Here is a 25873-nt window from a genome sequence, read left to right as displayed (position 1 = left end):
TCGTATTAGCAAAATAAAAAATAGAAATGCTTATAAAAAACTCCTTATTTAATTATAAATTCAGTAACTTAAATAGAAAAAACAGAACCTTAGCTGAACAGTCATTCAGAGCACCTTACAATTCAAAGAAATAGTTTGAACTTATATTTATAAAAGAAATTTCACATGATTCCATGTATACCCTACAGTTTTTACACGTAACAAAATATTATTAAAATAAACGATATAGCTCCATGCCATTCTTACGCATAACCATTATTTATTGGAGACTAAAAAATCAAAAAAAAATACTTTTCAAAAATAATTGATTAAGTTATGTTCAATTGAGTAGTGGAAATTAAAATTAAAACTCATCAAATCAATATTCAAAATTTATGTGTAAAAGGACGTTTCTATGAACCAATGGACAAAACTCACGTTACTCTCGGTTACTTTGGCGTGTATTACTGCTTGCTCAAATGATCAATCTACTTCAAAAAATACCACGGAAGGAAAAAGCGCAGAAACTGCTACATCTGACAAACTTCAAACCAAGTTCGTAACCATTGCAACTGGTGGGGCATCAGGACCTTACAATGTGATTGGGACAAGTCTTGCAGAAATTTATAACAAAACCTTTGGTGTAAATTCTAAGACTCAAACTACAGGTGCATCCGTCGAAAACTTAAACCTTCTGAAACAGAATAAAGTTGAAATGGCATTTGTTATGAGTGACAGCTTAACAGAAGCACTGAACGGAACAGGAAGTTTCGCAAATGGTAAAGTTGAGAATGTCAGCCAAGTCGCAGCGCTTTATCCCAACTACGTACAAATCGTAACCTCTAAAAAATCAGGGATCAAAAATATCGAAGATTTGAAAGGTAAACGTATCGCTGTAGGTGCACAAAATTCAGGTGTAGAAGTAAATGCACGTACACTGTTGAATGGTTTTGGAATCACCTATAAAGATATTAAAGTTGATTATTTGGGCTATGCTGAAGCCGCTGATGCTTTAAAAGGTGGCAAGCTTGATGCAGCATTCCTGACTAGTGGCATTCCAAATTCATCACTCATGGAACTTCAACAAAGCTTTGATCTACAGTTGGTTTCAATCAATGCAGATAAAGTCAAAGAAATAGCTAAAGATCAAAGTTATTTCTTACCGATGATTATTCCAAAAGGCACATATGGCAATACTGCGGACATTCAAACTGCCGCAATTAAAAATGCATTAGTTGTTCGCACAGATATATCGGATGATGATGTCTACAAACTAACAAAAACTTTCTTTGACAGTTTGCCTCAATTGGCAACTTCACACCAAGCAGCAACAGAAATCACGCTTGAAGGTGCTCAACAAGGCCTTGTAGCGCCTCTACATCCAGGCGCGAAACGCTACTATGATGAAGTGGCTAAAAAATAATAAGCTTCAAAAAAATGCAGTTTATACTGCATTTTTTATATTGTTCTTCTTAATCTATGCTAGCTATCCAACACTGTATACGCAGGTTAGAGTTGAAACTGATATATGCAAAATTTCAACTGATCAATTTGATTTACAGTGGAAGCATTCAGTAGAAAAGACGGCTTGGTCTGAACAATATCAGCGTCAAAAGAATACGTTTTTACTGCGCCACACCGATTTGATTTCATTTGGTGCAGGTACACCCTCAAATTATCCCATTGAGTTTCAAAAAAATGGTGTGATTAGAATGCGGGTCAATCAAAATATAGATGAAATCAACTGGGTGATTTCTAGAAATATGCAAGGCACGATCCTCGCTGACCAAAAAATTTGGTCTATTTTTCAAAGTTACCCAGACTATAGTTTGGTCAACATCTCGGTTCAATATCAACCCAAATGGAAGTCTTGGTGGATTGGAGAATGCCTATGAATTCCAAAGAAGATAAAGTTGTATTAGAACAACTCGATGAGAAACAACAACAAGCCATATTAGAAAAATTTGATCGGGAATCTGTTACTCGAATCAATATGAGCAAATCTGTTACCTACTTTGTTGCATTTGTAGCGATCTTTTATTCATTATTTCATTTATTTATTACGTTTAATCCTTTACCTGAGTTAATACAGCGTGCAGCCCATGTCGCTATTGGCCTAGCACTCATTTTTTTACTCTATCCAGCTCGTCAAACAAGCTCCCGACAGCATATTTCACTTCTCGATTGGTTCTTGGCTTTGCTTTCCATCTTCAGTTTTTTATATTTATGGAAAGAATATCAATCTATTATGACCACTCGAGGTGGTATTCCAAATACCTTAGATATCGCGTTTGCAATTATGAGTGTGGTATTAGTCATAGAAGCAACTCGCCGGGTCATGGGGTGGATGTTGCCCATTTTAAGTTTAATTTTCCTGACCTATACATTTATCAGTCACTTTGATTGGATGCCAGATCGATTACTTACTCGCCCTTATACCATCAGCGACATTTTCGGACATATGTATTTAAAAACCGAAGGCTTATATTCTTCGGCAATTGGTGCATCCGTCACCTTTATTTTCTTATTTATCCTTTTTGGTGCTTTTCTTGCAAAATCAGGTATGGGGAAATTATTCAATGATCTTGCCATGGCGCTGGCTGGACATAAACAAGGTGGGCCTGCCAAAGTTGCTGTAATTTCAAGTGGATTTATGGGCAGTATTAATGGCACTGCTGTTGCCAATGTTGTTGGTACAGGCTCATTTACTATTCAATTGATGAAAAAGATTGGTTATCACAAGAATTTTGCTGGTGCCGTTGAAGCCAGTGCATCCGTTGGTGGACAAATTTTGCCACCAGTCATGGGTGCGAGTGCCTTCATTATGGCCGAAACAACTGGCGTGAGTTATGGCACAATTGCACTAGCCGCCTTATTACCTGCTTTATTGTATTACCTTGGCGTCATGGCTCAAGTTCATTTCCGTGCGGGTAAAGATGATCTGAAAGGCGTACCTAAAGCTGATTTACCAAAAGTAAAAGAAGTTCTAAAAGAGCGTGGACATTTACTTATTCCAATTTTGGCACTGGTCTTTTTCTTATTTCAAAATATTCCTGTGAGCTATGCTGCTGTCTACACCATCGTCCTGACCATCTTTGTAGCAGCTATAAGAAAATCAACACGAATGGGTGTAAAAGATATTTTAGATGCGCTCGTTGATGGAGCCAAACAATCATTATCTGTGATGGCTGCTTGTGCTGTCGTTGGTATTATTATCGGCGTAGTAAGTCTGACAAGTTTTGGTTCAGTAATGACTTCTTCAATTATGAGTTTAGGTGCAGGTAGTCTCTTTCTCACTTTATTTTTGACCATGATTGCATCGATGATTTTAGGCATGGGGCTTCCATCTATTCCGGCCTATATCATTACTGCCACCATGGCAGCACCAGCACTCGCAAACTTTGATATCCCTGTATTAGTCGCGCATATGTTTGTGTTCTATTTTGGTTTATTTGCAAACATCACCCCACCAGTTGCCCTTGCCGCCTTTGCGGGCGCAGGAATTGCAGGCGGTGATCCAATGCGCACTGGGTTTCAGGCCTTAAAACTATCTCTTGCTGGTTTTATTGTTCCATTTTTATTCGTTTATAACCCTGCCATGCTGATGATTGATACCACCAATGTTGCAGTCAATGCTCGAGAATTTGCCTTTCCTGCATGGACAACTATAGTGAGTATTACTGTCACTTCAGTGATAGGAATTCTCGCTTTAGGCTCCGCAGTTGAAGGTTATTTCAAGACTTATCTCAACTGGTTCTGGCGTATTTTTTTAGGTGTGGGTGCGCTGTGTATGATTATTCCAGAAACCATTACAGATATTGTAGGCATTATCATGGTCATCATCGCAATTACGGTGAATATTATCACTGCTAAACGTAAAGCAAACCCGTCTCTTTCCTCCTAAAAAACCAATTAAAAAGCCCGGTAATTACCGGGCTTTTTAATTTCTTAGACTAAGGCGTACCCTCATTTGATGGGTGGGTTTTAATGACTTCAAATAATATTTAAAATTATTTGTTCCTCTATATTTTTTCAATGCTAAGCCCCTTGTAACAGAGGACATTTGGCAAAAAATCTAAGACACAATGCGTTTGTACAGTTACTGCCGTTCAGAGAATTGATCCTAGCCAAAATAATAGAAATATCGTGAAAGCTATTTTGTAAAAACTAAGTACAAACGCGACATCCTTTGATATGCCTCAAGAATTTTATCCTTAGCAGACGGCTTATAATCGCAGGAAAAATAAGAAATTGTGCAAATCGTTTTTTAGATGTGTAATTCATAGACATCGTTGAATGTCTAAAGTTCAGTACTCATAATTTTCAAACACTCCCAATACCACGTTATAAAAAATCTGGCACGAGGCCAGATTTTAATACGATCAACTTAAATTTCAGTTCACCCTTAGAAAATACGGTTTTTATCTTTTTCAGCCTGAGGTAATGCATCTGCAACTTTTTGTGCAATCGCCATGTAGCTTTCAGCAGCATCATCACCAGCAATTACCGACGGTTTCCCTGCATCGGCATTTTCGCGAATTTGTACGTTCAACGGTAAACGACCTAAGAGTGGAATGTCGTATTGGGCTGAAAGTTGGTCGCCACCACCTGTGCCAAAGATTTGCTCTTCATGCCCGCAGTTTGAACAGATGTGAGTCGACATATTTTCAACCACACCCATCACGGGAATGTGTACACGGTTAAACAATTCAATGCCTTTGGTCGCATCCATTAATGCAACGTTTTGTGGTGTCGTCACAATCACAGCACCTGTCACCGGTATACGCTGTGCAAGCGTCAACTGAATATCACCTGTGCCTGGTGGCATATCAATGACCAATACATCCAGATCAGGCCATAAAGTTTGGTTAAAGAGCTGCATTAACGCCCCTGTCGCTTTCGGCCCACGCCAAGCCACTGGCGTATTGTGATCCCCAGTTAAGTGACCAATTGAAAGCACAGCCATACCATATGCTTCAATAGGAACAAATTGCTCAGCTTCAATCATCGGCGTGCGGCCTGCATTGCCGAGCATCGTTGGAATACTTGGACCATAGATGTCTGCATCTAATACCCCAACCTTTAAACCCAGCTGTTGTAATGCGAGCGCCAAATTCACAGTGGTGGTCGATTTACCCACACCACCTTTACCAGATGACACCAAAATGACATTTTTAATGCGTGGATGTTTCGGTACATCACGCTGTTGTGGAGCCGCTTTTTGAATCGGTGGATTATTCGGATCAACTTCGGCAGGTGCTTCAGGTGTTTTCGCAGACGCATCCACAACTGGAGGTAACTGACTTTTTGCAGCTGAACTATCAGCTTTTTCTTGGCTAGAACAAATTTCGCCTTCTGCATGATGATGACCACAACCACCTTCAGATTTATGCCCTGTTTTTTGTTGAATCACATGCATATTCAGCTCGTTAATACCGCATTTTTCTAACGCATCAGCCAAATCATCATGGATTTTTTGTAAGTCATCGGCTTCTGAAGGAAAGGTATTAATCGTGATCTGTAAGATCTGACCTTGCACATTCACCTGAGTAATACGGTCTTTTAAGGCATTATTCGAATTGGGAAGTACATAGTTTTGTAAAACCTGTTGGATTTCCTCCTCTTTCACCTCTTGGGAGGGTGAAAACACAGATTTTAGAGAAGAAAGCCACGACATTATGTTGTCTCCAAACAGGAACATCAAAAGATAATAGCGATAGTTTACCTGTTCATCTGCCACAGAGTAAGAGGGAGATGAATGACTTATCCCTATAAGCTTATAAAGTTGAGTAATTTAGTCAGCTTTCAAACAAGTTTTCAAACGTGCGACACTTAAAATGCCCTTGTAGTTGATCTATGCGGTTAAACCAATGCAATTAAATTTTAAATTGATTACATTTCAACCATACATTTACAGCGTAATTTCAGTCTATATTTCAATCGTTTCAACAAAATAATCATAGCGATGGATGTGCCATTCAACGGCACATTTTGTGCTTTTAATTTTAAAAATGGGGAAGACTATGTATAAGAAGTCTGTGTATAAAACGACTTTATGTGCCTTGATGCTCCTGACTTCAGCAGCCTATGCAGAAATTGCGACTGAAGCCATTCAAACACCTGACCGACAAACTGTGGCGATTGGTGATAGCCTCGATCTCATGCGCTCGCGTATGCAAGCTTCTCCGATGAAAATGCTGTCTTATCCGCTGCAAGAGAAAAATCAACCTGCAAAACTAGCAGTAGATTACACCTATGAAATTGCTAATATGCGCTACGTGATTACCGTAGTCGATGATCAAGTCAAAAATATTAAGACTGAAAATTTAGATGGATTAAAACAATGAATCCTAAAAAAGCCGCTCTTGATAGAACGGCTTTTTTGATCAGCCCCAATTAAGCTTGATCATCTTTTTTAAACTTATTCAGTGTGTCAGTGGCTTTCTTTTTTAACTCGTCAAATTTCTCTGTCGCCTGCACTTTTAGTTCATCAAATTTTTCGACAGCCTCATGTTTAAGTTCGGAAGCTTTGACTTTGGCTTCATCAAATTTATGACTCGCTTCTGCTTTTAACTGCTCTAGACGGTCTTTGGTTTCAGCATGCTGTTCTGCATGTTCATGTTTGGCGTCATTTAAGGTTTTTTCACCCTCAAGCTTGAGTTCTTCAACTTTATGCTTTGTACCATCGAGTGCTTTTTCACCTTCAAGTTGAGCCTCTTTGGCTTTGAGCTTTAGATCATCACCCAACTCTGACGCTTTATCTTTCAATTGATCAATTTTATTTTCAGTTGTCATCGTTCTCGCCTCTTCTCTGTTATTGTCTAACAATAGTTATAACGCGATTTGAAGCAGATACTTGAAATAGACGCATTTAGAAACAAATCAACCACAGGAAAACGCCATGTGATTGCCTATTTTCACAATGGCTTGATACAAATATGTATGGTCGATTTTACTCTATGCTTTTAATTTTAAAGGATGATGTAATGCAAAGAGATCAATGCCACTCCTATGCATTGATCTCTTGAAATTAAACTTATTTGCTGACCGTACTCATAAAGCTCACTGCGGAAAACAGCCAAATAAACAGGATGAAACTCCGTCCCTGATTAAAATGCGCGACATCGGTACCATGCAAAATATTATGACGGGTCATCGCTACGGTAGAGCTGTTATCCATTTGATAGGCCGCCAATTCGGCAAAATACGGATTTAACTCATTGGCAATTTTAGATTTGTGCCAAAGGCTTTTAATTTCACTGCCTTTAAGCCCCGGTACAATTTTATAGACATCGACAAATTTAGTGCCATTTTGACTTAAGAAACCCGTTTGAATCAGCACGTCTGTCAAGATGCCTTCAAGCTGTGCATATAACACTGGGATACAGCCTGCATGAATGTCTAATTTATACAGTTTAAACGCATCTAAAAGTACCTGACGGCGCGCTGCTTTATGTTCACCAATATTCAAAGCATCAAAGGCTTTCAACATTTCAGTTTGGAAAAACTCGCTATTGATGACATTCAGAAAATCAAAGTCTGCATCATTTTCATGTTGATGAAGCAGTTGCCAAAAATACAATAAATTTAAAGCATCATTCGCTACTTTCATTTCTACCGGCTGATCTAATTCATCGGCCAAAATATCGAAATAAGGCTCATCTTGTGCCAAATGACGCAGAGTTTGAATCAGTAAGGCATGTTCATCTGCTGAAATCTGTTCTAAATATTGCTGCGCATCTTTAATAATGTGATGCCCCAATTTATGACGCTGTTCATTTTGAGGAATACGAGTGATTGGCTGATCGTCTTCATAGTCATCTTCATACATGGGCTTGTTACTCTTAGGCATCACAGTTATGCCCTATTATCACTGTAATTGTGTCAGCAATATAGAATTTTTTACTTTTGCAAAGATTTCACCTATTCCCTTGTGCAAGTACTGGCTATCTCATGTAAAATTACAGCCCATTGCATAAATACGAATGAGAGAGTCATATCCGTGCGTAATATTTTAGTTACTAACGCCCTTCCATACGCGAATGGCCCAATTCATATGGGTCATTTACTCGGTTATATCCAAGCAGATATTTGGGTACGTGCGATGCGTGCAATGGGTCATAACGTGACTTATGTATGTGCGGACGATGCTCACGGCACAGCGATCATGCTCCGTGCGGAAGCAAACGGTATTACACCTGAACAGCAAATTGCCAATGTTCAAAAAGAACATGAGCGTGACTTTGCTGGCTTTAAAGTTGACTTTGACCATTACGACTCAACCAACAGCCCTGAAAACCAAGCACGCGCTTCTGAGATTTATATTAAGAACCGTGAAGCAGGCAACATTGCTGTACGCCCTGTTACGCAATTGTTTGACCCTGAAAAAGCGATGTTCTTGTCTGACCGTTTCATTAAAGGCACATGCCCAAAATGTAAAGCAGAAGACCAATACGGCGACTCTTGTGAAGTGTGCGGTACAACCTATAACGCAACTGAATTGTTGAATCCGAAATCGACTTTAAGTGGTGCGACTCCTGTAGAGAAATCTTCAGATCACTACTTTTTTAAACTGCCGAACTTTGGTGAATACCTACAAAAATGGACACGTGATGAAGGTCGTCTACCTGTGTCGATTGCCAACAAATTGGATGAATGGTTTGAAGCAGGTTTATCTGACTGGGACATCTCACGTGATGCACCTTACTTCGGTTTTGAAATTCCAGATGCGCCAAACAAATACTTCTACGTTTGGGTAGATGCACCGATCGGCTATATGTCGAGCTTTGAAAACTACATCAAGACCAAACGTCCTGACCTAAGCTTTGACGATTACTGGAAAAAGGATTCTCAAAATGAAGTCTATCACTTCATTGGTAAAGACATCGTTTACTTCCACGCGTTGTTCTGGCCTGCAATGCTTGAAGGTGCAAACTACCGTACCCCAACAAGCTTATTCGTTAATGGTTTCTTGACTGTAAACGGTCAGAAGATGTCTAAATCTCGTGGTACATTCATTAAAGCAGAAACGTATCTTGAGCATTTGAACCCTGAATACTTACGTTACTACTTCGCGTCTAAACTTTCTGACAAAGTTGAAGATTCTGACTTGAACCTTGATGATTTCGTTCAAAAAGTGAATTCAGACCTTGTTGGTAAAGTGGTAAACATCGCTAGCCGTTGTGCGAAATTCATCAACACCAAGTTTGATAACAAACTTTCTGCAACGTGTGCAGAGCCTGAATTGGTACAAAGCTTTATTGATGCAGGTGCATCAATCGCTGCTCAATATGAAGCACGTGAATTCTCTGCGGCAATCCGTGAAATCATGGCGCTTGCTGACAAAGCCAACCAATATATCGACGAGAAAAAGCCTTGGGCTTTAGCGAAAATTGAAGGCGAAGAACAACAAGTACATGACGTGTGTTCAGTAGGTATTAACCTATTCCGTCAATTGGCTGTTTACCTTGCACCAGTACTTCCTACCTTGGCAGCAGAAGTTCAAAGCTTCTTAAAATTAGAATCTTTCGACTTTGCGTCTGGTAAAACGATTTTGGTGGATCATGAAATTGCTCAATTCCAACCATTAATGCAGCGTGTAGATCCAAAAGCTGTTGCTGCTATGGTTGATGCGTCTAAAGACTCTTTAGCTGCACCTGCGGAAGCACCAAAAGCTGAGAAGAAAAAAGAGAAGAAAGCTGAAAAGAAACCTGAGCTTAAAGTTGGCGAAGCTGAAATTATCGGTATCGAAGACTTTATGAAAGTTGACTTACGTGTAGCGGAAGTTTTAGAAGCTGCTCACGTTGAAGGTTCAGACAAACTGCTTCAATTGACCTTAAATGTCGGCGAAGCTGAGCCACGTAACGTGTTTAGCGGTATTCGTGAGTTCTACCAACCTGAAGACTTAAAAGGCAAATTAGTGGTGATGGTGGCTAACCTTGCACCACGTAAGATGCGTTTTGGTATTTCTAACGGTATGGTTTTAGCTGCGGGTAATGGCGAAGGTGTTTGGGTAATTTCACCTGAATCTGGTGCTAAAGCTGGTGATAAAGTGTCTTAACTTTTAAGATTAAGATTGGAAAAAGCCTCTACGTTGTAGGGGCTTTTTTTATGCCTAAAAGTTCCCTCTCCTTTTAGGAGATGAGAAGCACTGCTTCGCAAGGTAACAAAAAATCTTTTGTTTACTTGATGGTGCGTCCATGTATCACAAGTGAACGGCGACATCCATGTCGCCTACCATCTAAAACAATGCTCTGTGACTAGTTCTGTTTTTTATGAAATCGAGCAAATCAGCTGTAAATTTTAGAACTTCAGCATTTGCCTTGTCGTATTGCAAAGAATCACTTTTAGCTACTCATATACTTTAAATAAATGATTCATTTCGACAAATTGACGTAGCTTTTGATCAAGTTGATCTGGAAACTCCCCAAAAAATTTATCCAACTGATCCAATTGAATACTTTCAGCTTCGGTGCTGTTTTTTAAAATATTAAATCTTAATCCTTGCTCAACTGGAACCTCTAAAGCACCAAATAATAGTATTTTCGCACTTTCTAATAATTCTAAACTTTCAAAAGCCTGTAACGCTTTTAGAGCTTGTATCGTTTCAGCATAATAATCGCCTGAGCTATTATGAAAATATTGATCAAATCCACCATTAAAAACTTCTGCAATTAATATTTTCACAACAAAATAGACTTGATTCTCAAAACTTAGTTTTTTCAAATCCGCTAAATCAGATACCTGCTGTGATAAATTCAACCAATATACATATTCTTCAGATGCTCTATATTTTTTCTCCTCATCGTAGTATTTCTTAGCTGCTTCTATTTGGTTTCTATAGCCTTTAGCACAAGGAACACATAAACCCTGATTCTTTATTGCCGTATCAGATAAAATAAGTGCTTTACAAGTCAAACAAGCAATTCTTGTTTCCATTTACACCTCCATATATTTTATGCTTGCAGATACACATTACCCTAAGCAACTTCCAATAATAAGATTATTCCTACTTAAAAAATAAAAATTTAACCAAAAATAATCACATTTATATTCGAGAAACGATCAATTTTTTTATTAAAAGGAAAAACAACCTAATGTATGCTAAAAACATCCACTATCTTACAAGCTATAAGAATTCCATGAAAAATATAAAACCCCTATTCTTTGCACGTATTCTCATCAACACATAAACATAACAACTAAAAAGCCCCTAACTAGAGGGGCTTTTTATTATTTCTGCGGACTTAATCCATTCTGCGCAAAGTTTGGCGAACGAGGCCCATACAACAAGCCCTTCTGCTCACTTAAACGAGGTGAATAAAGTAAATGACTAACTGTCCCAGACAACACATAAGCTTTATCGCTTAAATGATTCGAGATTTGGTCAACTAAAGCACCCACTAGCATACCGACTAAACCAGCATTATTGTTGCTGTTAGACAGCACTTGCTTTTCAGTTCCTTCCCAAAGTAACTCACCTGTTTTTAGATCAACTAACTTCGCTTCAACAGCAACCGTTGCAACAGTTTGAATAACTTGATACTTAGAACCGTATTCCTTCACTTTGACATAAAGCGCAGCATCAGCACCAAAGATTTCTTGAAGCTTTTTAGGGCTAATCGTTTGTGCATCTGCGCCGTTATAAACACCATTTTCTTTAAACATGGTGTCAACAACACTGATTGGAAAAACGTAATAGCCAGCTTCAGCTACTGGCACCGTCACAGTCGACCAGTAACTATTGGTTGCACGAGTATCAGGTGATTCATTCACAGGTGGCATCACCAAAATAGATTTTGGCATATTTGCAGTATAGGTACTTAAATCACGTGTATTTTTAGGTGCAGTTGCACAACCCGTTAATAAGCCAACAACGGCAGTAACTGTAAATAAAGTTTTTAAATGCTTCATTTTTTTGCTCCTGCTGAAGTTTGACCCGTCATTTTTTTCAATAAACGATCCATTAATACAGTCGACTCAGGATAGACCTGACGCTCAAGCTCAAAATATTGAATCGCACGCGGTGCATCATTCATATTTAGGTATTGCAGTCCCAAATGTGCATACAGTCCAGGCGGAACAGCTAAGTTTTTCGCCTTAGCTTTTTCAACGTCTTTTTCAAGTTTTAATACTTGATCTTGTGGCATCGCTTTCTCAGGCAAACTTAAAGATAAATAAGTTTGCTGTGGAAATTCACCCCAGCTGTACAATGACTTTGGCGCAGTTGCGCACCCAACCAAACTTAGCGAAATAAGACCGCTCATCAATAAAAAAATATGTCTCACAGCAACATCCTATTACTTGTTAGACCACTTGCCAGTCTGTAAATCAAGCACAAGATTATTCACTGCTTCACGTACAGCTAAATCTAAAACTTTACCATTTAATGTTGAATCGTAAGATGCAGTAGAGCCAAAGCCAAGTACTTCTCGTTCGCTGAGTGCGTACTCACCAGCACCTTGTACAGAGTGTACAATCTCAGCCGTTTTTACATCTACAATGTTTAGATTAACTTTTGCATAAGCAATTTGAGTTTTACCACGACCTAGTACACCAAAAAGCTGGTGATCACCCACTTCTTTACGACCAAACTCAGACACATCACCAGTTAATACAAAACGCGCACCTTTAATCGACTGCGCAGATTTACTGAATCCAGATTCCTGCTGTAATTCAGATAAATTATCGCGGTTAAGTACAGAGAAATATCCAGACTGCTGAAGATGCGTTTCTAAAATTGTTTTTGCTTGACCACCTAAACGATCAACATTATCCGAAAAAATACCACGCATATAGCTTGAGCGATTGTCAAATTTACCAATCGAAACAGGTGTTTTTACACCAGTATATTGAACCGCTGCGGTTGCTGCTGTGACTTGCGGCGCTTGTATAGTTCTAGAAGTCTCTGTTGTTGAACAAGCTGTTAAAGACATACACCCCAATGCAGCTATTAATAAAATTTTATTAGACATATCATCCCTCTGATATTTATATAAAAAGCATACAAATAATAACAGTAAATAACATGATAAATGAAGAAATTTACCCGTTTAATAGCAACAATATCGATCTAATTAACTTGTTTTTAACTCAGCTCTACCAACACATATAGCAGAATTAATACGCGACAGCCTGCAAAGATACATTTGACCTCAAAAATTTCAGCATAAAAAAGCCTCTATTCGTAGAGGCTTTTTTTGGGGAGCTAAGTTCAATCACTTCATCCCAAAAATCAGCTTTAACCCAAGCACTGTCATCACTGCCCCTGCTGCCCGATCAAAACCCGCTTTAAACTTCAAATAGACTTTACGTGGTTTTTCTGCTGACAAAGCCACAGCGACCAATGAGCACCACCCTGCATCGATAAAGAAACACAAAACTGGCAGTACAAAGTAAAAATACGTTGGAATCTCTTTCGGTAAAAGTGCCGTAAAAATACTGGCTAACACAATTGCAATTTTCGGATTCGACAACTGGGTAATTAAACCAGTGGTAAATGCACGACGGAGTGACATTTCCGAACTGCTCGCATCGCCTGCTTCGATGGGTTCTTTGGCATGTTTTATAATTTTAAATGCCATCCAAAGCAGATATAAACCACCACAAATTTTTAAAGCCAAATAAGCAGAAGGTACAGCCAATAAAAATGCCTGCAAACCCAATACCGCTAATAGCCCAAATATTGCAGCGCCTAAACCTGTACCAAGCGCGGTAAATAAACCGTGTTTACGTGAAATCGCAATGGAATTCTTCGCCACATAAATTGACGTTGGCCCCGGGCTCATTGCACCAAGTAATAGTGCTGCCGCAATCGAGCCTAATATCCAAAATGATTCCACTGTCACACCGTTTTCACTTAAATTCGTGGCAATTTTACAGATAGAATCTCTGAATTTCTCCCTATAATTTGCAGTGTTTATTTTAATTGACCAAATTTTTCACTATAAATAACTTGAATACCGCATTAATCCATCGCATGATCGCTAAAAGTACAAATTAATATCAAGACAATGAAATTAGCCGAAGCCCTACTTTTACGCAGTGACTTACAAACTAAATTGGCCTCGCTGCAACAACGAATCAATAACAACGTGCTCATTCAAGAAGGTGATGCACCCAGCGAAGAACCAAATGCTTTAATTCAAGAAGCATTTGCTGTAAATACAGAACTTTATGGCTTAATTGAAAAGATTCACGCCACCAACGCACAGGCTAAAACCAGTTCAGGACGCTGCATGCTTTCGGTCCTCAATGAACGTGATTTATTGACCCAACAGCATCGTATCTTGCAACAAGCGATTGACAGCTCACGCCGTGAAAATGGTCGTTATAGCTCAAGTGAAATCCGTTGGATTAAAACCATTGCAGTGGCAGATTTACAGAAACAAGCCGATAGCATTAGTCAGCAACTTAGACAAAATAACTTAGAAATTCAGGCATCCAATTGGCAAATAGACCTAATAGATTGACCTGATTTAATCAATTGAACCGCGGTTCATTCCAGTTCGGGCATACTGGGCGAGTACAGAGCCTTTTTAAATGTTTGTAAGGCTTTAATCCAACAAACTAAACTGCAGAAGTAAGACGTCTACTTCAAAATGTTCACACATGTGACGTAGCACACTGCATCTGTGACTCTTTACATGTCACGTCTCACTACCGTGTACTGACAGTATGTCCACCCTATTTTTGACGGATCTATCTGCTAGTCGTCATCCGCAGCGGCTTCATTGAGTGCAACATCCTCACGGGGTAATTTATAGTCATGGTCATTTACAGGGACACCACCAATGATCATGGTGCGATGTTCGTTTTGAGGACGATGCAATTCGTCAGTCGTATCACAACCCACCATCCAAAAACTGCACAGGCACAGCATAGGCAGCACAGCCCGACTTAATTTGCTCATTGGATGCCCTCCATTTTTATAATTATCTTGCTTATAAATTCAGCATAGCATTTTTGTGCAGATATTCACCTTATTTATCTGCCGATTTAGGGTCAATTGTCAGGAATTATGTCTCGGCGGTCTTTCCAATGCGGATGCAGATTGATGCCGATAGAAAAATATTTTCTTTTTAAAATAAATAATTTATTCATTTTCTTATAACCACATAGAAGACAAGTTACAAAACTGCTATCGAATACGATTTTATTTCGGACACTTTTGTCCGTTTAATAGCTAGATAAATTTAGAATGATGATGTCAAAGAATAATGTCCACACGTCAACAACTCGCTGCGCAAAACCGAGAAGTGCTTTTAGAAGCTGCGATTGAGGTATTCCGTATTCACGGGATCAATGCGCCTTTACAACTCATCATCAATCAGGCTCAAGTTGGACGTGCGACGTTTTATCGTAATTTTAATGACCGTCGTGAGTTGGTACTCGCCTTAATGCAAGCTGCCTTGAACCGACTTGAACAGCGTGCGCTTAATTATGCACAGTTCGATGATGGATTTATTCGCCTCATTCAAGACCATATTTATAATATTCCCTATCTCACGGCTTTAATGGAATATTGGCGTGTGATCGATCGGGATGATCCTGCCATGGTTGAAATATACCAACGACGTGATGCCATTTTGCAACCGATGATTGATCAGGCCATTCAAAATGGTCGCTGCCGAGCAGACTTTAAACCGGCAGACTATGCCATGGTCACCTCCATTTTACGTGCAGCTTTGCAAGGCCATACCGAGGCAGATCAGGAAAAACTCGCCAAACGTGCCGTGGAATTTTTACTACATGGTATTTGCGGGTAACACGTCATGTCCAAATCACCGCGTTTATTGGAACCTGCTCCGGATTGGACACCCGAAGAAAAACCGACTTTGCCCGGCTCTCCGGCTGCCATTGCACATCCCACCTATAAGCGTTTTTTATACTTCTTTATCGGTTTATTTGTTGCGATCTCGGGGAGTTTAAGTAATGGATTTATCACGGCAAATTTACCCCTTCTACAAGGTGAATATGGATTAACGCCTTCAGAAGCGGCATGGATCCCTGCGGCATTTGTTATGGCCAATGTCAGCTCTAACCTGATCTTATTTAAAGCCCGCCAACAATATGGACTTAGGCTATTTTCAGAAATTGGCTTGGTATTATTTATCGCGGTGATGGTGCTGCATTTATTTGTCCATACCTATGAAATGGCAATTTTTGCACGGGTGATCAGTGGCTTACTTGCAGCTCCACTCAGTTCGCTTGGGATGTATTACATCATGCAAGCCTTTAAACGTGCTCATTTTGGTCGTGGGCTTTATCTGGCTTTGGGCTTTCAGCAGTTGGGTATACCGCTGGCATGGATCATGTCGCCCTATCTGGTCGATGTAAATGATTGGTCTATTTTCTATACCTTTGAATTAGGTTTAGCCTTATGTTGTTTGGCGATGGTGGTCTCTCTAAAACTGCCACGCAGTCTACGTATCGAAGTGTTTGAAAAGCAAGATTTATTCACCTTTGCATTATTGGCACCCGGCTTTGCGTTGCTATGTATCGTGTTGACTCAAGGCCCGATTCTTTGGTGGTTTGAAGCTGAATGGTTGGCCTATTTACTCATCGCCGCTTTGATTCTTTTAGTTGTTGGTCTGACCTATGAACATTTTCGGGTCAACCCCCTTATTGTCACACGCTGGCTCGGAACATCGTCTACCGTGAGTTTTATTATTGGTGCCTTTGCCATTCGCTTTCTCATGTCTGAACAAAGCTATGCGGCAGTGAATTTTTTGAAAACCATGGGCATGGGACCCGACCAATTCGTTTCTTTTTATACCGTTGTGCTGATCGGAATTGTCTTAGGCACAGTGTTTAGTGCCCTGACCTTTTCCAAAGAAAAAATTGTGCTTCATCTGCTCGGTGCAGCAGGTCTCGTGCTCTTTGCCTGTGCACTGGATTACCACCTGACCAGTGATGTACGACCGCATGATTTTTATTGGAGTCAGTTTTTGGTGGGCTTTGCTAGTGGCATGTTTATTGGCCCACTTTTGCTTACAGGCATTGTCAGTGCTTTGCAAAAAGGCCCATCGCACATGGTGACGTTTATCGTGCTGTTTTCTGCGACACAGACCTTTGGGGGACTGGTTGGATCATCGTTCTTTTCGACCTATCAGCAAATGCGTACCCAAACTTATCAGGCACAGATTTATAATGATTTATCGCAAACCTCCCCTATAGTCGAACAGCGCCTACAACAATTGGCGCAAAGTGCGCATCAATATTCTTTAGACCCTAATTTAGATCAACAACAAGCCATACGTAGCCTTAATCAAACCATCACTCGAGAAGCCCAAGTTCGAGCCTATAACGATGTGATTTTTTTAAATGGCATATTCGCCGTTTTATTGTTGCTTTGGGGTTTATTGCTGATGGGCAAAAATAAATATCAATTACGCCAACAGCAACGCACGGATAGTAGTTAAAATTTTCCCGACTTAAACAACATAAGCAACCGCCCAATGACCTAATTGATATTGAGAACAACATGACCGAAGACCATAAACCCACTGAGCAAGCAGCACCGCAGCAACCACAAACAGCAACCGCTATGCCTGCGCCATCGAGCAAGCTTATTTCTACGCCGCAGCGTACCCTGGTTTTCATGTTGATTATCCTCTTGTTGGGGATTGCACTGATCTTATGGGCGTGGCGGATTGGTCCATTTCATAACAGTATCGAGTCGACTGAAAATAGCTATGTCAAAGGCAAAACCACGGTGCTTTCATCACAAATTAATGGTTATGTGAAAGATGTTTTGGTGACGGATTTTGATCATGTGAAAAAAGGTCAAGTGCTTATGCATATCGATGCAACGACCTATGATCAAAAAGTCACACAGGCTGAATCTGGGGTGGAACAAGCACAGAACTCACTTGCCAATCAAAGCCAGGCCATTGAACAACGCAGAGCAGATATTACGGCAGCCGAAGCGAAAGTGGACCAATCACGTGCGGCCTATGAATTAGCTCTTGCACAAATGACGCGCTACCAACAACTCGGCAATACTGGCGCTGCATCGAAATCAGAACAAGATAAAGCGATTGCAGACGCTAAAAATAGTTTGGCCCAACTTCATCAAGCAGAAGCCAATTTACTGGTTGCCAAAGAATCATTCAAAACTGCACAAGTTGCAGCGACAGGGCTTAAAGCGCAAGTGAATAGTGCTAAAGCACAATTTGATCAGGCAGTGACCACCAAAGACTACAGCACGATTGTGGCACCTATGGATGGTCAACTTGGCGAAGTCAGCCCGCGTATTGGTCAATATGTTGCGGCAGGCACTCAACTGATGTATTTGATTCCACAGCAGCGCTGGGTGACTGCCAACTTTAAAGAAACGCAAATTGCAGATATGCATATTGGTCAAAAAGCGTGGTTCAGCGTCGATGGCATGAAACATCAAAAATTTTACGGCAAAGTTGAGCAAATCTCCCCTGCGGCTGGTTCTGAATTTAGTGTATTGAAACCTGACAATGCCACAGGAAATTTCACCAAAGTCGTGCAACGCATTGCCGTGAAAATTGCGATTGATCCCAATCAACAAGGTTTGGAAAACTTAAGACCCGGTATGTCTGTCGTGACCTCTGTTGATGTTGCTAGTTAGCGGATGCTGGTAGTGAAGTGCATTAAGTAAAGTTGAGCTGAACAAGATGTAAAGGATTTCATCTTCCGCACCTACCGTTTTACAATGCCTACCTATTTGACCTCTAACCACCAAGATAACGATTACCAACATGTTTGAATCTATCGCCCACGCCATTCCTGAGCAGACTATTCAATATCAAGGGGTTGATTTGTGTATTAAGCGTTTGGACTTGGTACACCCACAAATATCAGGCAATAAATTTTATAAACTCAAATATAATTTTATTGAGGCGCAGAAATTAGGGTTTAAACAGGTGCTTAGCTTTGGCGGTGCTTATTCAAATCACATTGCAGCCACAGCATATGCTGCACATTTATTTGGATTCGGTAGTCTAGGCATCATTCGTGGAGAAGAATTACAACATCAAGCCCGAAATCCTACTTTAGCCACCGCCGAACAGTTTGGTATGCAGCTCAGTTTTGTCACACGCCAACAGTATCGAGAACAGAAACAAGCAGACGCTTTAGCGCAATTACGACAGGAATTTCCCGAACATTATGTCATTCCTGAAGGTGGAACCAATGCATTGGCTATCCGTGGCTGTAGAGAAATCTTAAGCCATGAAAATCAAAAAAATTTTGATCTCATCTGCTGTGCAGTCGGTACAGGTGGAACCATAACGGGCTTGATTGAAGCCAGTGCTGAACATCAACATGTTCTTGGCTTTTCAGCGCTCAAAGGCAATTTTCTTTGCGACGATGTTGCTCAGCTGACGCAGAAAACCAATTGGAGCATCAGTGATGAATTTTGCTGTGGTGGCTATGCCAAAACAACGCCGGAACTTTTACAGTTTATGCATGACTTTGAGCAACGCTATGCGATTCCATTAGAACAGGTCTATACGGCTAAAATGCTGCGAGGTATTTTCTGCATGATTGAGCGGGGTCAAATTACAAGCCATCAACGTGTTTTAGTGATTCATACTGGTGGCCTACAAGGTCGCCTGAAAGGTTCAACCGAAGCGCTAAAAAGCGTATAATCCTGCGTCCTTTCTTCCACGCGGAAACTTACCATGTCGCAAAATCAATATGATGTCCTTGTTTTAGGTGCTGGCGCATCAGGCTTAATGACGGCATTTAAAGCGGCGCAGCGTGGACGCAAAGTTTTGGTGGTTGAAAAAGCTAATAAAGTTGGCAAAAAAATCCTAATGTCTGGCGGCGGTAAATGCAATTTCACCAATTTATATGTCGAACCAGAAAATTATATTTCACATAATCCGCACTTTGTTATTTCAGCATTAACTCGCTATACCAACTGGGACTTCATTGGTATGGTCTGCGAATATGGCATTGAGTACGAAGAGCGCAAACATGGGCAGTTATTTACCCAAAATGGTGCAAAAGAAATTCTCGCCATGCTATTGGCAGAATGTGACAAAACAGGCTTGGTGGATATTAAAACCAACTGTGAAGTAAAAGCAGTCAATGCCTTGCCAGAACAAGGCTTTCAAGTGGCAACCAATCTAGGCTATTTTGAAGCAGAATCGGTGGTTATTGCCAGTGGCGGTCTTTCTATTCCTACTTTAGGTGGTTCAGGAATTGGCTATGAGATTGCCAAACAATTTGGTCATTCTGTCTACCCCACTCGCGCAGGCTTAGTACCCTTCACTTTCTCAGATAGTTTTAAAGAAGTCACCACACGCTTGAGCGGCAATGCTGTTGAAGCCACGTTATCGAATGAGTTAAATAGTTTTACCGAGGCTTTACTCTTTACTCACCGCGGTTTAAGTGGCCCAAGCTCATTGCAGCTTTCAAACTACTGGGATGTCGGTCAACGCTTTAACATCAATTTCCTGCCAACTTTAGATGTTTTAGATTTCCTCAAATCTAAGAAATCTAGTCAACCAAAAGTGTTACTGCGCACACTGTTCAATGAACACTTACCGAAAAGCGTGGTTGTGGAATTACAAAATCTGATTTGGCCTGAACAAGCTGAATTAGCCATTGGCAATATCAGTGATGAAAAACTAGAACTCATTGCAAGCCGTTTAGAAAGCTTTGAAGTAAAACCATCAGGCACTGAAGGTTACCGTACTGCTGAAGTTACACTGGGTGGTGTCGATACCATTGAAGTCTCATCAAAAACCATGGAAAGTAAAAAACAGAAAGGTTTGTACTTTATTGGCGAAGTACTTGATGTAACAGGTCATTTAGGTGGATACAACTTCCAATGGGCATGGGCTTCTGCGCATGCAGCTTCCGAATACGTCTGATCTCGACAAGAATTAATTAAACATAACCTGCAGATGATCTCTGCATAAAAAAGGGCTGATTCATTCAGCCCTTTTTCTTATCCGATCTGATTTATTCAAGATAGTCAGTTTTAAATAATGATACCGACGACGTCGAAGTTCGTTGAATCGTCAAATCCATTTTTTCAACGGCAACTGAAATATGTTGTGGTTGCACACTTGCGGTTTGTTTGAGTGTCGATACTAAAGTATTGAGCATTGAAATTACCCCCATTTTGCCATTCCTTTGCACGGATCATAAGTGTCATTCATGACAGCAATATGAATCCTAAGTTTTTATATTTTAAGTAATATTCCATATATCACTATTACTTAAAATACCAATTTTCGGGTAAATTTCAATCATTATTTTTGGACTGATTGGTATAATTTTTTTCACTGTTTGGCGGTGATTGTTCTGCCTGCCCCAAATTAGTGCGTTTTGATTTTGCAAAAATAAAGCGTCGTGCGCTTGCCAAAAAACCCACCGTGATCCCTGCAATAATCACTGGGGCTAAAAATTTATTCGGTGCTTTTGCCATACAATATTCCTTAATAGAGCATTAAAATCGACCACTTAAGCGTGGCCGATTTTCTAAAGACGGAACAGGTTAATTAGGGTCATCCGGTTTTGGCGGAGTTACAGGTGCCGAAGGTGCATCGACCTGTTTTTCAGCCTCGCCTGTCGATCCAAATGGATTATTTTGTGGTTGATCACTTGGGTTTACATCCAACTGATCTGGCGTGGCCGTTTCTTTTTCACTGACGCCGGGTGCAGCCTGTTGAATGTTTGGATAGCCATCGTCGATTTTCACTTCAGAAGTCATCACAGATGTTGATGGCGTTGGACTCGCTACAGACGATGTAGGCGTATTAAAGGTGGTTTTTGCCTTCGCCTGTTCCTGTACTGGATTCGGTTCGTTGGCTTCACGTTTCGCTTTATCGATAAGATCTGATAACAATCGTTCCGCCGGATTGCGACCACCTAAACCAAAGGCCAAAGCGAAAGCAACTGCAACCGCACCGAGAGTTAAACCAAAGGCCAAATTCACGATCGAGTCGGCAATACCCATGGCACGCAAACCCATGGCAACAACCAAGCCCATAATCAGCACACGAACCAAATTACCTAACCAACGTGAACTGTTATATTCCCCTCGTTGCACCACATTTGCCACAATATTGGCAAGCCAGAAACCCACCACCAAGATTACAGCACCAAGTAAAATACTTGCACCGAACTGGATAAACATAGCAATAAGGGCACTGATTTGCTCAAAGCCTAAACGGTTAGCAGCTTCAGATACCGCAAACAACATGGTGAAAAATACGATCAGGCAACCGACCACATCCGACACTTTGGTATTGCCCAAAAAGCGTTGAATGTCTAATTTTTCTGGTACAGCATCGACACCAGTACCCGAGATCACATCTACCACTAGACGTGCCACAAAACGTGATACCACATAAGCCAAGATTAAGATTAAACCTGCGGCAATGATGTTCGGTATCGCATACATGATCTCATGCAACATGGCTGTTGCAGGCTGAGAAATCGCCTCGATACCAAGTGCTTCGAAAGCCACAATTAAAGCAGTGATAATAACTATAGCAAAGACAAAATTACCCAAAACTTGAGCAAGTTTTGCGTTTTTAAACATGCCCACTTTTTCGACTTGCTGCTGCAAACTCAAACTGTTCACCAAGCCTTCCACGATACCTCGCACAATCTTCGCCAAGATGTACCCCACAAAGACGATGACACCGGCAATAAAGATATTGGGAAGATAAGAAACAACTTCAGTGACCATATTTTGGATTGGGAACAATAGACCGTTCAAACCCAAGATCGATAAAACAATCGGTAGGAAAAGTAACAAAATCAGCCAATATACAATTTCACTGATATTTTGACTGATTGGGCTGACACCAACCTCAGAACTAAGTTTTTCATCGAGTTGGGTTTTATCAAGCAGTTTCTTTGAACCGACTTTGACCAAACTCGCCACGATCCAACCAATAAAACCTACAGCTACCGCAGCCAAGAGCTGTGGAATAAATAACAAGAACTGCTGAATCATGTTACTGAATGGGCCACTGACACTAGTCAAATTCAGTACATTGAGTGCACCAATGACGGCAATGATCAAAATTATCCAGAACACAACTCTGGAGACTATATTTTCAACATTGGAACGGTGCCCAGTTGCATTTGAAAGTTTTTGATTTGTACCTAATTTTTGCAGAACTTTTTTGACGCCAGCAGCAACCAATAAAGCAATGACCCAACCTATCAGGAGAATTGCTACTGCACTTAAAATGGGGTGAAACTGTTCCCAATAATACATGGCATCAAAACGGCCACGCGGACCACCCAGATAATCATTCATACGTTCGCCCTCATTGTTATACATGATCTGTTGTTATGTGCATTTTTACGTATGCCGCGTATCACACAGCATTAATGCTTTGAACTTAAGCTTTCTTTTCCACCTTAGTTTTTGCGTATTTTTTAATCAACCAAAGTATGCATAACTCCAACAAAAGCTCACAATTGAATGTAAAAAAGCCTTGGCATAACCAAGGCTTTATTTGTGTCATTCTGATGAGATGCTTAAGGTTCAGATCTTGCAATCATGTAAATCTGACTCATGTATTTATCATCAATGATCTGTCGCAGTTGCAGTATTTGAATCATTGGCAACAGCTTCATCCCCCGCTGTACCGCTAGTCGTATCATTGGCAGTTGCAGTTTGTGCATTGGGTGCAGGATGATCAGGTGGTGCATCCGAAGCAGACGGTTTCATATCTGCAAACATATAAAACAATAACGCGATTAAGAAGATACCCACTAAAATTAGCATATACACTGGGATACGTTTTTTTTGTGTTGTTTCTTCTGCGCTGGTGGTATGGGGCGGTTTATTAAAATCGTGTGTCATATTCCCCTCGCTATTTTGTTGTTCGTCGTTCACTTTTTATACTAACAATACAATATCCTTTGTTGTGTGAAGAACAATTACAATCCGTGAAAACATGTAACTTGAAAGATCAGTTCAATTTACATCCGTCTTGCTGTTTAAATAGATGACTGATTTTTAGATTTAAAATCAATCGCTAAGGTAAAAATATCGGAGCATGAAATGAATGTACCATTTCAATCGTATTCATTTTCAGAGTATCAAGTGTTGCAAAAATAAATGCTTTTTTGAGCTAGATGGAATTCTCTGCTTTTGATGAATGAAATGAGCTATAATCATGCACCTTATTTTTCACCTGTTATCAAATCTATGGCGTACCATCAACAAGGTGTAACGCTTGATCTTGACACTGACGTCACTCATCAATGTTCCCTTCATTACACTCGTGATCAGCATCTTATTGGCATTATTGAATTTAGTAAGCCAAGTTATGTGTTGAAATGGGGTGATTTGGAATATTTCCGCCGACGTACTGAAGAGTTTTCAGTGATGCCATTCCCTGAATGCATCAATGCGATGGTGATTGATATTCGAAATATTGCGGCTTTTTTAGATAATGAAGTGCCTATTATTCCTTGGCGCTTGCTCGAAGAAGAATGCCCGATTCGCTTAGTTGTTCCCCAAGATCGACTGGAGCATTATGCTGGCTTTTTTGAACCGACTTGGTTGACTTCCGACGTAGACACAGCGATTCAAGAAATTCGTGAATTTATGGATATGTTTGTGCATTAACACGGAGATTAAACTAAAGTTTAATCCCGAAAACCTCCATTTGGAGGTTTTTTTATGCCCTTTTATTTTCATTATCTATTTCACAATAAAATTAAATTATTTTATATTTAATGACTTATAGCAAACTTTCTTATAAAAAATGTTCATAACTTATCCCATTTCTTAGTAACAATTCGGCAATAAATTTTGCTTGAGCCTTGTTCGATTTATCACCTAAGATGTAGAAAATGATCTCTTTTTTATTGTTGAAACATTCTTAAAAACAGAGCAATAAAACTAAATACGTAACAAGATCATAAAAAGTGGATATTAAATCAGGGTAAAAGGAGTTTTAACGATGACGTCAAAAAAACATTTAGCAACTTTGTTCTGTGCAAGTGCGCTCACTTTAGGGCTTAGCGCATGTAGTGACAATAAAGCACCTACAACGGATAAAGCTGCAGGAAGTGAAGCTGCTGTTTCTGACTCAGGGACTTTAGATAAGATCAAAAAATCGGGCACGATTGTTTTAGGCTATCGCGATTCATCGATTCCATTTTCATATATCGCAGATAATCCAAACCAACCTGTGGGTTATGCGCATGATCTTCAATTAAAAGTAGTTGAAGCAGTAAAAAAACAATTAAATCTTCCCGATTTAAAAATCCGTTATAACTTAGTGACCAGCCAAAACCGAATTCCATTAGTTTCTAATGGCACCGTCGACTTAGAGTGTGGTTCAACCACCAACAATAAAGAACGCCAACAACAAGTTGATTTCTCAACAGGTTTCTTTGAAGTGGGTTCACGCTTACTTACTGCAAAAGACTCTGGGATTAAAGACTTCGCTGACCTTAAAGGTAAAAAATTAGTCACCACGGCAGGAACTACATCTGAGCGTTATATTCGTCAACATGAAAAAGAGTTAGGTATTGGTGAAGTCATTTCTGCCAAAGACCACGCTGAGTCTTTCCTCATGCTACAAAATGGTCGTGCAGCGGCATTTATGATGGATGATATTTTGCTGGCGGGTGAAAAATCGAAAGCCAAAGATCCAAATAAATGGGAAATCGTGGGTACAGCACCGATTCAAGAAATTTATGGTTGTATGCTACGTAAAGGCGATACTGGCTTTAAACAAGTGGTTGATGATGCAATCAAAGCGACCTATAGCTCTGGTGAAATCAATGACATGTATAAAAAATGGTTCCAAACGCCAATTCCACCAAAAAATATCAATTTGAATTTCCCGATGTCTGATCAATTAAAAGCATTGATTAGCAATCCACATGACCGTGACGAATAACTTTCCCTAAACATTCTAAA

26 protein-coding genes are annotated in these 25873 nt (G+C 40.1%); 13 read left to right on the top strand and 13 right to left on the bottom strand.

What is annotated here, in order from left to right; all coding sequences use genetic code 11:
* Positions 1–394: 394 nt before the first annotated feature.
* The 3 genes from FTT76_RS00745 to FTT76_RS00735 are packed head-to-tail and all read left to right on the top strand — an operon-like array spanning position 395 to position 3883.
* Positions 395–1402, top strand: a complete 1008-nt coding sequence (locus FTT76_RS00745; RefSeq protein ID WP_168379308.1) for a TAXI family TRAP transporter solute-binding subunit — start codon at positions 395–397, stop codon at positions 1400–1402.
* Positions 1380–1874 (top strand): DUF1850 domain-containing protein, encoded by a 495-nt coding sequence (locus tag FTT76_RS00740; RefSeq protein WP_257222191.1) that lies wholly within the window; start codon positions 1380–1382, stop codon positions 1872–1874. Before FTT76_RS00745 ends, FTT76_RS00740 begins: the two co-directional genes overlap by 23 nt.
* Positions 1871–3883 carry a TRAP transporter permease gene (locus FTT76_RS00735; protein WP_180007521.1) on the top strand — a complete coding sequence of 671 codons (2013 nt, stop codon included), beginning with the start codon at positions 1871–1873 and terminating at the stop codon, positions 3881–3883. Before FTT76_RS00740 ends, FTT76_RS00735 begins: the two co-directional genes overlap by 4 nt.
* Before the next feature lie 501 nt (positions 3884–4384).
* On the opposite strand, the gene apbC is transcribed toward FTT76_RS00735, so the two are convergent.
* A complete protein-coding gene (apbC, locus tag FTT76_RS00730; protein ID WP_180007520.1) occupies positions 4385–5656 on the bottom strand; it encodes an iron-sulfur cluster carrier protein ApbC in 1272 nt (423 codons plus the stop codon).
* A 346-nt stretch (positions 5657–6002) separates the two neighbouring features.
* Between apbC and FTT76_RS00725 the strand changes: the two genes are divergently transcribed.
* On the top strand, positions 6003–6326 hold the full coding sequence (locus FTT76_RS00725) for a hypothetical protein (RefSeq protein WP_180007519.1): 324 nt from the start codon (positions 6003–6005) through the stop codon (positions 6324–6326).
* A 49-nt stretch (positions 6327–6375) separates the two neighbouring features.
* Here the strand turns inward: FTT76_RS00725 and FTT76_RS00720 are convergent, their stop codons facing one another.
* Positions 6376–6774 (bottom strand): hypothetical protein, encoded by a 399-nt coding sequence (locus FTT76_RS00720; protein WP_180007518.1) that lies wholly within the window; start codon positions 6772–6774, stop codon positions 6376–6378.
* Positions 6775–7015: 241 nt separating this feature from the next.
* On the bottom strand, positions 7016–7810 hold the full coding sequence (locus tag FTT76_RS00715; protein ID WP_180007599.1) for a hypothetical protein: 795 nt from the start codon (positions 7808–7810) through the stop codon (positions 7016–7018).
* A 171-nt stretch (positions 7811–7981) separates the two neighbouring features.
* Here FTT76_RS00715 and metG point away from each other — a divergent pair, with 171 nt between their 5' ends.
* A complete protein-coding gene (gene metG / locus FTT76_RS00710) occupies positions 7982–10039 on the top strand; it encodes a methionine--tRNA ligase (protein ID WP_180007517.1) in 2058 nt (685 codons plus the stop codon).
* Between the two features lie 290 nt (positions 10040–10329).
* Here metG and FTT76_RS00705 read toward each other — a convergent pair whose 3' ends face one another.
* The 5 genes from FTT76_RS00705 to FTT76_RS00685 all read right to left on the bottom strand — a co-directional run bounded on the left by FTT76_RS00705 (position 10330) and on the right by FTT76_RS00685 (position 13820).
* Positions 10330–10917, bottom strand: coding sequence for a DUF4375 domain-containing protein (locus FTT76_RS00705; protein ID WP_180007516.1), 588 nt, complete (start codon positions 10915–10917; stop codon positions 10330–10332).
* 294 nt (positions 10918–11211) lie between these two features.
* Positions 11212–11892: a GNA1162 family protein gene (locus tag FTT76_RS00700; protein ID WP_180007515.1), complete on the bottom strand. Its 681-nt coding sequence runs from the start codon at positions 11890–11892 to the stop codon at positions 11212–11214.
* Positions 11889–12245 carry a DUF4810 domain-containing protein gene (locus tag FTT76_RS00695; protein ID WP_180007598.1) on the bottom strand — a complete coding sequence of 119 codons (357 nt, stop codon included), beginning with the start codon at positions 12243–12245 and terminating at the stop codon, positions 11889–11891. Before FTT76_RS00695 ends, FTT76_RS00700 begins: the two co-directional genes overlap by 4 nt.
* A gap of 33 nt (positions 12246–12278) precedes the next feature.
* Entirely contained in the window at positions 12279–12953 is a 675-nt protein-coding gene (locus FTT76_RS00690) for a CsgG/HfaB family protein (RefSeq protein WP_180007514.1), read from the bottom strand.
* Positions 12954–13196: 243 nt separating this feature from the next.
* Positions 13197–13820, bottom strand: coding sequence for a LysE family translocator (locus FTT76_RS00685; RefSeq protein WP_180007513.1), 624 nt, complete (start codon positions 13818–13820; stop codon positions 13197–13199).
* Positions 13821–13991: 171 nt separating this feature from the next.
* Between FTT76_RS00685 and FTT76_RS00680 the strand changes: the two genes are divergently transcribed.
* Positions 13992–14450 (top strand): DIP1984 family protein, encoded by a 459-nt coding sequence (locus tag FTT76_RS00680; protein ID WP_168378581.1) that lies wholly within the window; start codon positions 13992–13994, stop codon positions 14448–14450.
* Between the two features lie 236 nt (positions 14451–14686).
* Here FTT76_RS00680 and FTT76_RS00675 read toward each other — a convergent pair whose 3' ends face one another.
* Positions 14687–14890: an NF038215 family lipoprotein gene (locus FTT76_RS00675; RefSeq protein ID WP_078191077.1), complete on the bottom strand. Its 204-nt coding sequence runs from the start codon at positions 14888–14890 to the stop codon at positions 14687–14689.
* 307 nt (positions 14891–15197) lie between these two features.
* Between FTT76_RS00675 and FTT76_RS00670 the strand changes: the two genes are divergently transcribed.
* From FTT76_RS00670 to FTT76_RS00650, 5 genes are all read left to right on the top strand, one after another.
* Complete coding sequence (locus FTT76_RS00670) at positions 15198–15746, top strand: TetR/AcrR family transcriptional regulator (protein WP_180007512.1); 549 nt, start codon at positions 15198–15200, stop codon at positions 15744–15746.
* 6 nt (positions 15747–15752) lie between these two features.
* Positions 15753–17402: an MFS transporter gene (locus tag FTT76_RS00665; RefSeq protein ID WP_078192276.1), complete on the top strand. Its 1650-nt coding sequence runs from the start codon at positions 15753–15755 to the stop codon at positions 17400–17402.
* A gap of 62 nt (positions 17403–17464) precedes the next feature.
* Positions 17465–18583, top strand: coding sequence for an HlyD family secretion protein (locus FTT76_RS00660; protein ID WP_180007511.1), 1119 nt, complete (start codon positions 17465–17467; stop codon positions 18581–18583).
* A gap of 130 nt (positions 18584–18713) precedes the next feature.
* Positions 18714–19604, top strand: coding sequence for a 1-aminocyclopropane-1-carboxylate deaminase/D-cysteine desulfhydrase (locus tag FTT76_RS00655; protein WP_180025847.1), 891 nt, complete (start codon positions 18714–18716; stop codon positions 19602–19604).
* Between the two features lie 33 nt (positions 19605–19637).
* Positions 19638–20837, top strand: coding sequence for an NAD(P)/FAD-dependent oxidoreductase (locus FTT76_RS00650; protein ID WP_180007509.1), 1200 nt, complete (start codon positions 19638–19640; stop codon positions 20835–20837).
* 91 nt (positions 20838–20928) lie between these two features.
* Here the strand turns inward: FTT76_RS00650 and FTT76_RS00645 are convergent, their stop codons facing one another.
* The 4 genes from FTT76_RS00645 to FTT76_RS00630 form a co-directional block, all read right to left on the bottom strand.
* Positions 20929–21090, bottom strand: a complete 162-nt coding sequence (locus FTT76_RS00645; protein ID WP_162689753.1) for a hypothetical protein — start codon at positions 21088–21090, stop codon at positions 20929–20931.
* A gap of 124 nt (positions 21091–21214) precedes the next feature.
* Complete coding sequence (locus FTT76_RS00640; RefSeq protein ID WP_180189958.1) at positions 21215–21397, bottom strand: hypothetical protein; 183 nt, start codon at positions 21395–21397, stop codon at positions 21215–21217.
* A 69-nt stretch (positions 21398–21466) separates the two neighbouring features.
* Positions 21467–23245 (bottom strand): mechanosensitive ion channel, encoded by a 1779-nt coding sequence (locus FTT76_RS00635; protein ID WP_180007507.1) that lies wholly within the window; start codon positions 23243–23245, stop codon positions 21467–21469.
* A gap of 273 nt (positions 23246–23518) precedes the next feature.
* A complete protein-coding gene (locus tag FTT76_RS00630; protein ID WP_078191085.1) occupies positions 23519–23797 on the bottom strand; it encodes a hypothetical protein in 279 nt (92 codons plus the stop codon).
* Positions 23798–24145: 348 nt separating this feature from the next.
* On the opposite strand from FTT76_RS00630, the gene FTT76_RS00625 reads away from it, so the two are divergent.
* Entirely contained in the window at positions 24146–24568 is a 423-nt protein-coding gene (locus FTT76_RS00625) for a hypothetical protein (RefSeq protein ID WP_078191199.1), read from the top strand.
* 337 nt (positions 24569–24905) lie between these two features.
* Positions 24906–25853 (top strand): transporter substrate-binding domain-containing protein, encoded by a 948-nt coding sequence (locus FTT76_RS00620; protein WP_180004747.1) that lies wholly within the window; start codon positions 24906–24908, stop codon positions 25851–25853.
* The last annotated feature ends 20 nt before the right edge of the window (positions 25854–25873 follow it).

Origin of the sequence: Acinetobacter sp. YH01009 (genome assembly GCF_013420765.1) — a bacterium.
Taxonomy (GTDB): domain Bacteria; phylum Pseudomonadota; class Gammaproteobacteria; order Pseudomonadales; family Moraxellaceae; genus Acinetobacter; species Acinetobacter amyesii.
This window is presented reverse-complemented; position numbering and strand designations above follow the sequence as displayed.

Coding starts and splice junctions, on each gene's coding strand:
- FTT76_RS00745 (WP_168379308.1), top strand. CDS start 395: ATGAACCAATGGACAAAACTCACGTTACTCTCGGTTACTTTGGCGTGT.
- FTT76_RS00740 (WP_257222191.1), top strand. CDS start 1,380: ATGATGAAGTGGCTAAAAAATAATAAGCTTCAAAAAAATGCAGTTTAT.
- FTT76_RS00735 (WP_180007521.1), top strand. CDS start 1,871: ATGAATTCCAAAGAAGATAAAGTTGTATTAGAACAACTCGATGAGAAA.
- apbC (WP_180007520.1), bottom strand. CDS start 5,656: ATGTCGTGGCTTTCTTCTCTAAAATCTGTGTTTTCACCCTCCCAAGAG.
- FTT76_RS00725 (WP_180007519.1), top strand. CDS start 6,003: ATGTATAAGAAGTCTGTGTATAAAACGACTTTATGTGCCTTGATGCTC.
- FTT76_RS00720 (WP_180007518.1), bottom strand. CDS start 6,774: ATGACAACTGAAAATAAAATTGATCAATTGAAAGATAAAGCGTCAGAG.
- FTT76_RS00715 (WP_180007599.1), bottom strand. CDS start 7,810: ATGTATGAAGATGACTATGAAGACGATCAGCCAATCACTCGTATTCCT.
- FTT76_RS00705 (WP_180007516.1), bottom strand. CDS start 10,917: ATGGAAACAAGAATTGCTTGTTTGACTTGTAAAGCACTTATTTTATCT.
- FTT76_RS00700 (WP_180007515.1), bottom strand. CDS start 11,892: ATGAAGCATTTAAAAACTTTATTTACAGTTACTGCCGTTGTTGGCTTA.
- FTT76_RS00695 (WP_180007598.1), bottom strand. CDS start 12,245: ATGAGCGGTCTTATTTCGCTAAGTTTGGTTGGGTGCGCAACTGCGCCA.
- FTT76_RS00690 (WP_180007514.1), bottom strand. CDS start 12,953: ATGTCTAATAAAATTTTATTAATAGCTGCATTGGGGTGTATGTCTTTA.
- FTT76_RS00680 (WP_168378581.1), top strand. CDS start 13,992: ATGAAATTAGCCGAAGCCCTACTTTTACGCAGTGACTTACAAACTAAA.
- FTT76_RS00675 (WP_078191077.1), bottom strand. CDS start 14,890: ATGAGCAAATTAAGTCGGGCTGTGCTGCCTATGCTGTGCCTGTGCAGT.
- FTT76_RS00670 (WP_180007512.1), top strand. CDS start 15,198: ATGTCCACACGTCAACAACTCGCTGCGCAAAACCGAGAAGTGCTTTTA.
- FTT76_RS00665 (WP_078192276.1), top strand. CDS start 15,753: ATGTCCAAATCACCGCGTTTATTGGAACCTGCTCCGGATTGGACACCC.
- FTT76_RS00660 (WP_180007511.1), top strand. CDS start 17,465: ATGACCGAAGACCATAAACCCACTGAGCAAGCAGCACCGCAGCAACCA.
- FTT76_RS00655 (WP_180025847.1), top strand. CDS start 18,714: ATGTTTGAATCTATCGCCCACGCCATTCCTGAGCAGACTATTCAATAT.
- FTT76_RS00650 (WP_180007509.1), top strand. CDS start 19,638: ATGTCGCAAAATCAATATGATGTCCTTGTTTTAGGTGCTGGCGCATCA.
- FTT76_RS00645 (WP_162689753.1), bottom strand. CDS start 21,090: ATGGGGGTAATTTCAATGCTCAATACTTTAGTATCGACACTCAAACAA.
- FTT76_RS00640 (WP_180189958.1), bottom strand. CDS start 21,397: ATGGCAAAAGCACCGAATAAATTTTTAGCCCCAGTGATTATTGCAGGG.
- FTT76_RS00635 (WP_180007507.1), bottom strand. CDS start 23,245: ATGAATGATTATCTGGGTGGTCCGCGTGGCCGTTTTGATGCCATGTAT.
- FTT76_RS00630 (WP_078191085.1), bottom strand. CDS start 23,797: ATGACACACGATTTTAATAAACCGCCCCATACCACCAGCGCAGAAGAA.
- FTT76_RS00625 (WP_078191199.1), top strand. CDS start 24,146: ATGGCGTACCATCAACAAGGTGTAACGCTTGATCTTGACACTGACGTC.
- FTT76_RS00620 (WP_180004747.1), top strand. CDS start 24,906: ATGACGTCAAAAAAACATTTAGCAACTTTGTTCTGTGCAAGTGCGCTC.